The 11,717-nt window shown below is 76.3% G+C and carries 10 protein-coding genes and 1 riboswitch; of the genes, 2 read left to right on the forward strand and 8 right to left on the reverse strand.

Annotation, left to right across the window (positions count from 1 at the left end):
• The first annotated feature begins 106 nt into the window (after positions 1 to 106).
• Positions 107 to 1,135, forward strand: a complete 1,029-nt coding sequence (locus OIU81_RS28320) for an SCO1860 family LAETG-anchored protein (RefSeq protein ID WP_329155420.1) — start codon at positions 107 to 109, stop codon at positions 1,133 to 1,135.
• Between the two features lie 167 nt (positions 1,136 to 1,302).
• Here OIU81_RS28320 and cobC read toward each other — a convergent pair whose 3' ends face one another.
• From cobC to OIU81_RS28360, 8 genes are read right to left on the reverse strand one after another with little or no spacing between them, the layout of a single operon-like run.
• The gene (gene cobC, locus OIU81_RS28325; RefSeq protein WP_329152279.1) at positions 1,303 to 2,394 is read right to left on the reverse strand and encodes an Rv2231c family pyridoxal phosphate-dependent protein CobC; all 1,092 of its coding nucleotides are present in this window, start codon (positions 2,392 to 2,394) and stop codon (positions 1,303 to 1,305) included.
• A gap of 2 nt (positions 2,395 to 2,396) precedes the next feature.
• Positions 2,397 to 3,308 (reverse strand): sirohydrochlorin chelatase, encoded by a 912-nt coding sequence (locus OIU81_RS28330; protein WP_329152280.1) that lies wholly within the window; start codon positions 3,306 to 3,308, stop codon positions 2,397 to 2,399.
• A complete protein-coding gene (locus OIU81_RS28335) occupies positions 3,305 to 3,907 on the reverse strand; it encodes a cobalamin biosynthesis protein (RefSeq protein ID WP_443074057.1) in 603 nt (200 codons plus the stop codon). Before OIU81_RS28335 ends, OIU81_RS28330 begins: the two co-directional genes overlap by 4 nt.
• On the reverse strand, positions 3,904 to 5,301 hold the full coding sequence (locus OIU81_RS28340; protein WP_329152282.1) for a cobyrinate a,c-diamide synthase: 1,398 nt from the start codon (positions 5,299 to 5,301) through the stop codon (positions 3,904 to 3,906). The genes OIU81_RS28335 and OIU81_RS28340 overlap by 4 nt, the downstream gene beginning before the upstream one ends.
• A 25-nt stretch (positions 5,302 to 5,326) precedes the next feature.
• A complete protein-coding gene (cobO, locus tag OIU81_RS28345; RefSeq protein ID WP_329152284.1) occupies positions 5,327 to 5,932 on the reverse strand; it encodes a cob(I)yrinic acid a,c-diamide adenosyltransferase in 606 nt (201 codons plus the stop codon).
• Positions 5,932 to 8,046, reverse strand: coding sequence for a putative cobaltochelatase (locus tag OIU81_RS28350; protein ID WP_329152286.1), 2,115 nt, complete (start codon positions 8,044 to 8,046; stop codon positions 5,932 to 5,934). Before OIU81_RS28350 ends, cobO begins: the two co-directional genes overlap by 1 nt.
• Before the next feature lie 55 nt (positions 8,047 to 8,101).
• Positions 8,102 to 9,709 (reverse strand): cobyric acid synthase, encoded by a 1,608-nt coding sequence (locus OIU81_RS28355; RefSeq protein ID WP_329152287.1) that lies wholly within the window; start codon positions 9,707 to 9,709, stop codon positions 8,102 to 8,104.
• Between the two features lie 58 nt (positions 9,710 to 9,767).
• A complete protein-coding gene (locus OIU81_RS28360; RefSeq protein WP_329152289.1) occupies positions 9,768 to 10,763 on the reverse strand; it encodes a cobalamin biosynthesis protein in 996 nt (331 codons plus the stop codon).
• A gap of 136 nt (positions 10,764 to 10,899) precedes the next feature.
• A riboswitch (cobalamin riboswitch) is annotated at positions 10,900 to 11,051 on the reverse strand.
• A 205-nt stretch (positions 11,052 to 11,256) separates the two neighbouring features.
• On the opposite strand from OIU81_RS28360, the gene OIU81_RS28365 reads away from it, so the two are divergent.
• Positions 11,257 to 11,715 carry a hypothetical protein gene (locus tag OIU81_RS28365; RefSeq protein WP_329152291.1) on the forward strand — a complete coding sequence of 153 codons (459 nt, stop codon included), beginning with the start codon at positions 11,257 to 11,259 and terminating at the stop codon, positions 11,713 to 11,715.
• Positions 11,716 to 11,717: the final 2 nt, after the last annotated feature.

Genomic DNA, 11,717 nt, shown 5'->3' on the forward strand with positions numbered 1-11,717 from the left:
CGAGGTCGCCGGCCCGCGCGATGTCCCCCATTGGCGCGGCCGGCGGCTCCATTTCTCCTGTGAGGGTTCCACACACGTGTCCACCAGCCCCGCCCGTTCCTTCGGCATGCCCCGACGCCTCGCCGCGACCTTCGTTGCCACCGCGCTCACGGCCGGCCCCGCCCTCCTGCTCGGCGCCGTGCCCGCCCATGCCACCGGAAGCCACGGCCCGGCCCGCGGCACCGCCGACGCGGTCGTGCTGCGCACCGGCCTGGACGTCGGGCTGCTGCACAAGACGGTCAATGTGCCGCTGAACGCGGTGCTGAACGAGGTGCACGCCCCGGCCTCCGCCTCCAAGACCGCGCTCACCGTCCACCTCGACGGCCTCGACCACGGCAAGCCGTTCAGCCTGCTGCGCGCCGATGTTGCCACCGCCCGGGGCACCGCCGACCGCCACGGTTCCGAGGGCTACGCCAACCTCGTGCGGGCCAAGGTGCGGGTGCCCGGTCTGTCCCCGCTGCGGCCCCTGATCGAGGCGCAGCAGGTCACCGCCAAGGCGGTGTGCGAGGCGGGGCAGCGGCCCCGTGCCGAGTCGAACGTGCTGGGACCCGTCCGCGTCCTCGGCAAGCAGGTCACGCTCACGGCGGGCGGCACGACGGACGTCAAGGTGCCGGGCGTGGGCGAGGTGCGGCTCGACCTGTCGCAGAAGCACGTCACGTCCAAGAGCGCCGCGGCCACCGCGCTGGAGCTGAAGGTCTCCCTCAACCCGCTGCAGCTGAACGTCGCCGAGGTGCACGGCCGGGTCACCCTGGTCCGGGCCGGCTGCACCGCACCCGGCGGCAAGACGCCCGGGGACGGCGGCACCGGCGGCACCGGTGGCGGGCAGACGGGCGGCCAGAGCGGTGGCCAGACGGGCGGGCAGTCCGGTGGCCAGACGGGCGGTCAGACCGGCGGGGGCAGCAAGCCGGCCGGCGGAGGCACCGAGGTGCATCAGGCCGGGGCCCGGACCGGCGACCAGAACCTCGCGGAGACCGGCGGCAGTTCGGCCACGCCGTATCTCGCCGGCGGCGCGGCCCTGCTGGTCGCGGCCGGGGCCGGCTCGATCGGCTATGCCCGCCGGCGCCGCGGCGCCGCGGCGCAAGGCGGCCGCGGCTGACGGACCCGTACACCACGCCGGTGCTGTGGGGGCACCTGTGTGAGGTACGGCCGGGGTGCGCCGTACGGGCCCGTACGGCGCACCTCACCCCTCGCCGGAATCCTGGTGGCCGCGTGGTCCGCCGGGGTTCCGGCGAGGCCGTGGTACCGGGGGCGCGACCGGCCCGTCTACGCCAGCACCTCGCCCAGCGCCGCCGCGAACCGGTCCGTCGTGGCCCGGTCCCGCACCGCCAGCCGCAGCCAGTCGGGGCCCAGGCCGGGGAAGGTGTCACCACGGCGGACCGCGAAGCCGCGGGCCCGCAGCGCGGCCCGTACCCCGTCCGCGCCCGGCAGCCGCAGCAGCACGAACGGACCGGCCGCCGGGGCGACCGTCCGCAGCTGCCCGAACGCGCCCAGCCGCGCCAGCAGATGGTCCCGGTCCGCGGCGATCCGCGCGGCCGCTTCGGCCGCCTCCGCGAGCGCCCCGGGCGTGGAACACGCCTCGGCCGCCGCCAGCGCGGGACTGGAGACCGGCCACAGCGGCTGGGCCCGCTCCAGGGCGGCGACGGTGTCCGGGTCGGCCAGCACATAGCCGATCCGCAGCCCGGCCAGCCCCCACGTCTTGGTCAGGCTGCGCAGCACCACCAGCCCCGGCAGATCCGTGCGGCCGGCCAGCGCCTCCCGTTCGCCGGGCACCGCGTCCATGAACGCCTCGTCCACCACCAGCGTCCGCCCGGGCCGAGCCAGTCGGGCCAGCACGTCCGCGGGGTGCAGGACCGAGGTGGGGTTGGTGGGGTTGCCGACGACGACCAGATCGGCGTCCTCGGGTACCGCGGCCGGGTCCAGCCGGAAGCCGTCCCGGGCGTCGAGCAGGACCCGTCCCACCGCGTGCCCGGCGTCGTGCAGCGCGGCCTCGGGCTCGGTGAACTGCGGATGCACCACGACCGGCCGGCGGGCCCGTACCGCCCGTGCGAGCAGGACGAACGCCTCCGCGGCCCCGGACGTCAGCAGCACCCGCTCCACGGGCAGCCCGTGCCGTGCGGCGACCGCCCGGCGCGCCGCCCGGCCGTCCGGGTACGCGGCGAGGGTGTCCAGCGACGCGGCGATCCGGGCCTTGAGCCAGGCCGGGGGAGTGCCGGTGCGGACATTGACCGCCAGATCCGTCAGCGTGCCGTCCGCGCCCCGCACTTCGGCGTCGCCGTGATGACGCAGGTCGGGCTCGGGCGGCGGGGCGGCCGGGCCGGGGGAGGGGAACCGGGTGGCTCCGGTACGCGTCGACACGGTCACCGCTCCCCGGTGCCCGGCGCCGGAGAAGCGGCCGGCCGCCCGCCGGTCTCCGGGGCGCCCGGCGCCGCCGTCCGGCACCCGCACGTCGCATCGCTCAGCAGCGGATCGCCCGCCACCGTCGCGTGGTAGCGCTCCATGATGACCTCGGTCAGTTCGGTGGGCGTGCCGAGCACCCCCGCCCCGAGCACCTCGGTGCCCGGGTGCGCCTCGGCCCAGCCCTCGGTCTGCATCCGCAGCCGCTCCAGCAGTGCGCCGGGGAAGAAGAAGTAGGGCAGGACCACGATCCGGCCGCCGCTACCGGTGCCCGCCGCGGCGGGCACCCGCGCGGGCGGCCTGCACCGGTCCAGTCCGGCCGGCACATCGGGGCCCGTCCGGGAGAGGAAGGCGGTCTCCACGGCCGCGAATCCGCGCCCCTCCCACAGCAGCCGTGCGGCCCGCACCACTTCGGCGTTGGCCTGCGCATCGGCGGTACCCCGCCCCACCAGCAGCACGGTCGTCCGCGCCCGGTCCTCGGGCCTGCGGGCCCCGCCGCCCAGCGCCTCGTCCAGCCGCCGCTCCAGCACATCGAGCAGCTTGGGGTGCGGCCCCAGCGGGGCGTCGCAGGCGTGCGCGAGGCCGGGGTGGCGCTCCGCAGCCCGCTCCAGCACCGCGGGCAGCGCCTCCGGTACCGGCCCGGTGGGGGCCAGCAGCAGGGGTATCACCGCGAGTCGGGTCACCCCGCGCGCCACGAGCCCGTCGACGGCCTCGTCCAGCGGCAGCGGCCCCTGCGCGGTGCCGAAGAACCCGCCGGCGACCGGGATGCCGGGCCGGCGCTCGCCGAGCACCCGCACCAGGGTGCGCAGGGCCTCGGTGCCGCTTTCGTCACGGGTGCCGTGACCGGCGATGAGCAGTGCGGGAGGAGTGGTCACTGGGTCTCCTTGGTGCCGGTGGTGCTGTCGGGCGCCGGGCCGCCGACGGCCGCCGTCCGCCGACTGCTGCCGGGGCGGGGCGGGTGGGACGAGGTCATGACGATATCCGCAGCCCGGGAGGGGGCTTCGGCCGCTCCCTCCCTCTCAGCGGTACGTCCGCCCTTGTCCGTTACCGCCGGCCCGGCGAGCGCGCAGGTCGCCCCGGCCGGCCGGCCCCGCGGCGCCGACTTCCGCTTGCCGACGAGGAGTTCGGCGCCCCGCCCCGCGGCCAGCAGCGCGGCGGCCTCGGCCACGCTCGGGGTCCCGACGGCGGCCGCCGCGGCCGCGGACGGCTCCGGCACCCGTACGGCCGCCAGGTCCGCCGCCGGGAACGACCGCAGCGGGATGCCCAGCCGGCGCGCGGCGGTGAGCAGACCGGGCTCGGTAGCCCTGGCCGTCACCGTCGCCAGCGCGACGATCCGGGCCCCGCCGTCCACCGCGGCGAGCGTGGCCCGGAGCAGCTCCAGCACCTCGCCGGCCGGGACGCCGGGGCGGGCTCCGACGCCGGCGACGAGCGGGACCGGCTCCTCCCCGGCCCCGCCGGCCGCCGGGCGGCTCATCCCCGGCCCACGGCGACCCGCGCCGCGCTCGCCACCAGCCGCCCGGCCAGCGCCGGTTCGGCGGCCCAGTGCACATGCAGATACGAGGCATGCACCCCGCCGGTCACGAAGCCCTCCACCCGCCGCTCCGGATGGGTCAGGCCCCACGCGGGGTCCGCGCCCGCGCCCGGCTCCAGCACCGTGCGGTGGAACTCGTGGCCCCGCACCCGGGTCCCGGCCACGGCCAGCGCGTTGTCCCGCAGCGCCACCGCCTCCCGGTAGCCCAGAGTGAGCCGCTCGGTCATCCGGGCCTCGGCGGGCAGCACCCCGCACATCGGTTTCCCGTCGATCGACCGGGACAGGTAGAGCAGCCCGGCGCATTCGGCGGAGACCGGCGCCCCCGAGGCGGCCAGTTCGGCCACCGCCGCACGCAGCGGCGCGTTCGCCGACAGATCCGGCGCGTAGACCTCGGGGAAGCCGCCGCCGATCACCAGCCCCCGGGTGCCGGGCGGCAGGTGCTCGTCGCGCAGCGGGTCGAAGGGCACCACCTCGGCGCCCGCGACGGCCAGCAGCTCGGCGTGCTCGGCGTACGAGAAGGTGAACGCGGGGCCGCCCGCCACCGCGATCAGCGGCCTGGTGGAGGGGGCGGCCGCGGCCGTCTCCGCCGCGGGTGCCAGCTCCGCCGCCGGATCCCACGGCGTGTCCGGCAGTTCCGGCACGCTGTGCGCCAGCGCCAGCAGCGCCGGCAGATCGCAGCCCTCGCGGATCCGCGCGGCGAGCTCGCCCACCGACTCCACCGCCTCGGCCCGCCGTTCGGCGACCGGCACCAGCCCCAGATGCCGCGAGGGCGTCCCGGCCCGCCCGTCGCGGCGCAGCGCGCCGAGCACCGGGACCCCCGAGGAGTCCATCGCCTCGCGCAGCAGCTGCTCGTGACGGTCCGAGCCGACCTTGTTGAGGATCACCCCGGCCAGCCGCACCTCCGGGTCCCACGACGCGAAGCCGTGCACCAGCGCGGCCACCGACCGGGACTGCGAGGAGGCGTCCACCACCAGCACCACCGGTGCCCGCAGCAGCTTCGCGACCTGCGCCGTCGACGACAGCTCGCCCCGGTCCGAGGCCCCGTCGAACAGCCCCATCACGCCCTCGACCAGGGCCAGATCCGCGCCCGCCGCACCGTGCAGGAACAGCGGCGCGATCCGGTCCGTGCCGCACAGGAAGGCGTCCAGATTGCGGCCGGGCCGGCCGGTGGCCAGGGAGTGGTAGCCAGGGTCGATGTAGTCGGGGCCCACCTTGTGCGGCGAGACCGTGAGCCCGGCCTCGGTGAACGCCGCCATCAGGCCCGTGGCCACGGTCGTCTTCCCCGCGCCCGACGACGGCGCGGCGATCACCAGCCGGGGGATCGCGCCGCCGCTCATGCCGTACTCGCCCGCTGCGCCGTGGTCACCATTCGATGCCCCGCTGGCCCTTCTGGCCCGCGTCCATCGGGTGCTTGACCTTGGTCATGTTCGTCACCAGATCGGCGAAGTCCAGCAGCGCCTCGGGGGCGCCGCGCCCGGTGATGACGACATGCTGCGTACCGGGGCGCTCGCGCAGCGCCGACACCACCTCGTCGGTGTCGATCCAGCCCCACTTCAGCGGATAGGCGAACTCGTCGAGCACCAGCAGCTTGTAGGTCTCCGCGGCGAGATCCCGCTTGACCTGCTCCCAGCCCTCGCGCGCCGCATCCTCACTGGAGAGTGCGTCCCGGACATTGCGCTGCACCCACGACCAGCCCTCGCCCATCTTGTGCCAGGCGACGGTGCCGCCCTCGCCGGACTCCCCGAGCACCTTCAGCGCCCGCTCCTCGCCGACCTTCCACTTCGCCGACTTCACGAACTGGAACACCCCGACCGGCCAGCCCTGGTTCCAGGCGCGCAGCGCCAGCCCGAAGGCGGCGGTGGACTTGCCCTTGCCCTGGCCGGTGTGGACGAACACCAGCGGGCGGTTGCGGCGCTGGCGGGTGGTGAGTCCGTCGTCGGGAACGACGGACGGCTGTCCCTGCGGCATTACGCTGCCTTCCTGTTGCCTTGCACGGTCCGTACGAGCGCGGAGACGCTGTCCGCGCGCAGTTCGTCGAGGGTGATGGCGGTGCCCTGCAGCTCACGGGCCAGCTCGCCGGCGAGCCCCAGCCGCACCGGACCCGCCTCGCAGTCCACGACCACCGAGGCGGTGCCCGCACCGGCCAGCAGCCGGGCCGCGCGGGCGGCCCGCGCCACCGGCTCGGGGCCGCCGGTCGCCCGTCCGTCGGTGACGAGCACCACCAGCGGCCGCCGCGAGGCATCCCGCATCCGCTCCACCCGCAGCACCTCATGGGCCCGCAGCAGCCCCTCCGACAGCGGCGTACGGCCGCCCGTCGGCAGCTGCTCCAGCCGCGCCGCACCCGCCTCGACCGAGGACGTCGGGGGCAGCGCCAGCTCGGCGCCGGTGCCCCGGAAGGTGATCATGCCGATCTTGTCGCGCCGCTGATAGGCGTCCAGCAGCAGCGAGAGCACCGCGCCCTTGACGGCGCTCATCCGCTTGCGGGCCGCCATCGACCCGGAGGCGTCGACGACGAACAGGACCAGATTGCCCTCCCGCCCCTCGCGCACCGCCTCGCGCAGATCGTCCCGGCGCACCACCAGCCCCGGCCCGCTGCGGCCGCGCACCCGCTGGTGCGGCGCCGCGGCCTGCACGGTCGCCGCCAGGTGCAGCTTGCCGAGGGCGCCGTGCGGGCGCCGGGCGCCGGTGGTCCGGCCGTGCGCGGTCCGCGCTCGCGACCGGCGGCCGTCCGCGCCCTCGCCCAGCCCCGGCACGTCCAGCCGCCGGGTGCGGAACGGCTCGGTGGCGCCGACCGCGGCCCTCTCGCCGCCCGCGCCCGGCGCGTGCTGCCCGGCCGGTTCCTGCGCCTGCCCTGCTTCCCGGTCCTCCCCGGGGGCCGCGGGCTGCTCCTGGGGGGCCTCCTGCTCCTGCTGGTGGGGGAGTTCGGGGCCCGCCGCCGAGCCGTCCGGGCCGCCGTCCTGCGGCGGGCGCCCGCCGCCCTCCGGACCGCCGCCCCCGGGGCCGTCGTCCGGACCGTCCGGCTCCGGATCGTCGTCGCCGTCCGTCTCCTGGTCCGCCCCGAACTCCTCCAGCGTGCGGTCCAGTTTGTCCTCGTCCAGGCCCGGCGCGTCGAACGGATTACGGCGCCGGCGGTGCGGCAGCGCCAGCAGCGCGGCCTGCCGGACGTCCTCCTCCAGGACCTCGGTCCGCCCCTCCCACGCGGCCAGCGCGGTGGCGGTGCGCGCCATCACGATGTCCGCGCGCATCCCGTCCACCTCGAACGCGGCACAGGTCGCGGCGATCTGCCGCAGCGCCGCGTCCCCCAGCGTCACGTCCGGCAGCAGCTCGCGCGCCACGGCGATCCGCCGGCGCAGCGCGTCCTCCTCGTCCGCCCAGCGCGCCGTGAAACCGGCCGGATCGGCGTCGTAGGCCAGCCGGCGCCGCACGACCTCCACCCGCAGAGCGGGCTCGCGGGAGGCGGCGACCTCGACCGTGAGGCCGAACCGGTCCAGCAACTGCGGCCGCAGCTCCCCCTCTTCAGGGTTCATCGTCCCGACGAGCAGGAAGCGCGCCGCATGCCGGACCGAGACGCCCTCGCGCTCCACGTACGAGGCACCCATGGCGGCCGCGTCCAGCAGCAGGTCCACCAGGTGGTCGTGGAGCAGATTGACCTCGTCGACGTAGAGGATGCCGCGGTGCGCGTCCGCCAGCAGACCCGGCTCGAAGGCCTTCACGCCCTCCGACAGGGCCCGCTCGATGTCCAGCGCGCCGACCAGCCGGTCCTCGGAGGCGCCGACGGGCAGTTCGACCATCCGCGTGGGGCGCTCCTCGGCGGCGCCCGTGCCGTGCGGACCGTCGGGGCAGCCGGGGTCGGGCGCGCCCGGGGCGCAGGCGAAACGGCAGCCGCCGACCACGTCCACGGCCGGCATCAGCGCCGACAGCGCGCGCACCGCGGTGCTCTTGGCGGTGCCCTTCTCGCCGCGGACCAGCACACCGCCGACCGCGGGGCTCACCGCGTTCAGCAGCAGCGCCAGCCGCAGGTCGTCCATGCCCACCACCGCGGTGAAGGGGTACTGCGGGGTCGTGTCGTGCGGGGTTGTCATGCTGTGTCGTCCTCCACGTCGCCGTCGGGCTCCGGATTCTTCGCTCGGGTACCCCTCATGGCGCCCCGGGAGGCACGAACGGCAGCCCGTCCGGTACCCCCTTCTCGATCAGCCGCAGCAGCGCGGCCGTGTCCGCGTGCTCCTCGATCAGATCGCCCAGCCGGTCCAGCTGCTCCTCGCGCAGGGCGGCGAAACAGGTGTCCGGGGCGGGCACGAACGCCCGGCCGGCGTCCGCGGCGACCCGCCGCAGCAGGGCCCGGCGGAAGCCGTCGCTCTCCAGGCAGCCGTGCCAGTGCGTGCCCCATACGGAGCCGTCCCGGCAGCCGTCCAGGGCGCGCCCCCGGTCATCGGAGACGAACGCCTCGTCCCCGCCGTTCACTTCGGCGACCCCGTGGTGGATCTCGTACCCCTCCACCGGCTCGCCCAGCGCCCTGCCGGACGGCCGCGCCAGGGTCTTCTCCGCCGCGAACCGCACCCGCACCGGCAGCAGCCCGAGGCCCTTGACGGTGCCCGCCTTCGACTCGACCTCGTCCTCGATGAGTTCGCCCAGCATCTGGAAGCCGCCGCAGATGCCCAGCACCGGCCGGTCCTCGGCGGCCCGCCTCGCGACCGCGTCCGCCAGTCCCCGCGCGCGCAGCCACTCCAGGGCCCGGACCGTGCCCCGGGTCCCCGGCAGCACCACCAGGTCCGCGTCGGCCAGTTCCTCGGCGCGGTCCACGAACCGCACCACCACGCCCGGCTCCGCGGCCAGCGCGTCCACGTCCGTGAAGTTCGACATCAGGGGGACGGCGCAGACCGCCACCCGCAGCACCTCAGCGCCGTGCGGCGGGGCCACCACGCTCTCGCGCACCGCGCCGCGCAGCGACACCCGCAGGCCGTCCTCCTCGTCGATGCCGAGGCCGTGCGCGAAGGGCAGCACCCCCAGCGTCTGCCGTCCGGTGAGGCCGCGCAGCATCGCAAGGCCCGGCTCCAGCAGCGTCACATCGCCCCGGAACTTGTTGACGAGATACCCGGCGACCAGCGCCTGGTCCTCCTTGGACAGCAGCGCCGTGGTGCCGAAGAAGGAGGCGAAGACCCCGCCGCGGTCGATGTCGCCGACCACCACCACCGGGATCCGGGCGGCCCGGGCCAGGCCCATGTTGACGATGTCGGTGCGCCGCAGATTGATCTCCGCGGGGCTGCCGGCGCCCTCGCAGATCACCGCGTCATGGGTACGCCGCAGCTCCGCCAGGCAGTCGGTGACCGTGCCGAGCAACTGCTCCCGGCGGCCCGCGTACGGCGTGTTCCCGGGGGACGACCCCTCGGTCCCCCCGAAATATCCCCGCGCGCTCAGTTCACCCACCGGCTTGCCCAGCAGCACCACCTGGCTGCTGCGGTCGCTGCCCGGCTTGAGCAGCACCGGGTTCATCAGCGCGGTCGGCTCCACCCGCGCCGCGGCGGCCTGCATCGCCTGGGCCCGCCCGATCTCCGCGCCCTCGCGCGTGACGAACGAATTCAGCGACATGTTCTGCGCCTTGAACGGCGCCACCCGCACGCCCTGGCGGGCCAGCCAGCGGCAGATCCCCGCCGTCACCACGCTCTTGCCGGCGTCGGACGTCGTACCGGCCACCAACAGGCCACCGCCGACCGCCCCGCCGGACGCCTTCTGCTGCCCGTACGTCACCGGATCCTCCTTCTGTGCCGGCTCCCGCGCCGCCCCTCCGGCGGAAAAACCGGAGGTCTCATCCCTGCCCCGCCGCACGCCGCCGCACCGCCGCCCGCACCACCGCGCCGGCCGCCGGCCGCGCCGCGAGCGTCGCCGCCAGCGCCAGCACACCGACCCGGCGCGAGAGCCGTACGGCCCGTTCGATGTCGGACACCGCCACCGGCCGCGCCCCGCCGTTGAGCACCGGACGGTGTTCCACCCGCCCGCCGTACGCCAGCGTGCCGCCCAGCCGTACGCCCAGCGCGCCCGCGAACGACGCCTCCACCGGGCCCGCGTTGGGGCTCGGGTGCGCGCCGCCGTCCGTGCGCCAGGCCCGCAGCGCACCGCGCCGGCCGGGGCCCGTGAGGACGGTGAGGGCGGCGGTCAGCCGCGAGCCGGGCCAGCCGGCGAGATCGTCGAGCCGGGCCGACGCCCAGCCGAACCGGCGGTATCGGGGCGACTTGTGCCCCACCATCGCGTCCAGGGTGTTCACCGCCCGGAACGCCACCAGGCCGGGCACTCCGCCCACCGCACCCCAGACCAGGGCACCGACCACTGCATCCGAGGTGTTCTCGGCGACCGACTCCACCACCGCACGGGCCATCTGCGGCCCGTCCAGGGCCTGCGGATCGCGCCCGCACAGATGCGGCAGCCGCTCCCGTGCCACGTCCAGGTCGCCCGCCGCCAGCGCACCGCCGACGGCCCGGGCCTCCCGGCCGAGCGAGGTGCCGCCCAGCACGGCCCAGACCGTCGCCGCGGTCAGCGCGATCCGGGCGCCGTCCCGCAACGGGGCCGGGGCGGCGGTGCGTAGCGCGCGCTGCACCAGCGCGGCGCCGGCGGCGGCACCGCCCGCGCACAGCACGGCATGGGCCGCCCCGTGGCCGCGGTGGTCGCGCCACAGCCGGCGTTCGATGGCGGCCGCGGCCCGGCCGAAAGCGGCCACCGGATGCCCGCGCCGGGGATCCGCCGCGATCAGGTCGGCGAGAAAGCCGAGAGCCGCGCCGCACGCATATCCCGCGTGTTCGCCGCGCATCGGGTCACACCGTCGCCAGGGCGTGTCCGCGAAGAAGCCCTGCGGCAGCGGGCGATGGAGCTCTCGACGGGCGGCCAGGCATGGTGATATGTCCTCACTCAGGGTCCGCGCCCTGGCTCGACGTGACGGCGACATGAGTCTCCTGGCTCCCCGGATCGGCGAGTCCTCCGGCCTTCCCGCCCCGACGCGTCCGCCGTTCGGCGTGCGCGCGAGGGGCCGTGGCCTTCGCTGGAGGAACCCTCCCCGGTGACAGTGGCGGGACCGCGCCGGATTCGCACCGGACTTCCTCAGCTGTCGCCGAATGGCTCGGGCAGTCCACCACGCTCCGCGAATGCCCGTCAACTCACCCTTGACCTGCGACGCTGCCCCGTGGCAGGGGCTGTGGCCCACGCCACAGCGTGGCGGAAGGATCACGGACGGTTGCCCGCGCACCTGATTCCACGTCACTATCGGGAGCGCGGCGGCGACGGGGCCGCCGGAAGGGGGCCGGGGGATGCCGCAGCGCGCTGACCGTCACGAGATCCGCATCAGGGTCACGGGCACCAACAATCCCGATCAGGACATCGAGGACCTCAAGACCTGGCTGGCGCGCGAGCCGTGGCTGGCCCGGCGGCAGTACGACTGGGCGATTCGGCCCCGGCCGGCGGACGCCCGCGACGGCGCGAACGGCGACCCGGCCGCCCCCGGCGACATGGCCGTGGGCGTCGACGATCTGGTCCTGGTCATCGTCGGGGCGGTCGCCGCCGAGATCACCAAGAGCCTGAGCATCGCCCTCAAGGAGTGGCTGCGCCGCCGCCGCGAGGAGCGTGACACCGGCGAACGGCCCGCCGTCGCGGTCGGCGTCGACGGCGGCCTGCGTGCCCTGGGGGACGAGGGTCCGGGTGCCCCGGCCCCCGGAGCCCCCGATCCCGGCAGCCCGGACGACGGGAGCGGCAGCATCGCCGGGGACTGAGC

The organism is Streptomyces sp. NBC_01454 (genome assembly GCF_036227565.1).
Classification (GTDB): domain Bacteria; phylum Actinomycetota; class Actinomycetes; order Streptomycetales; family Streptomycetaceae; genus Streptomyces.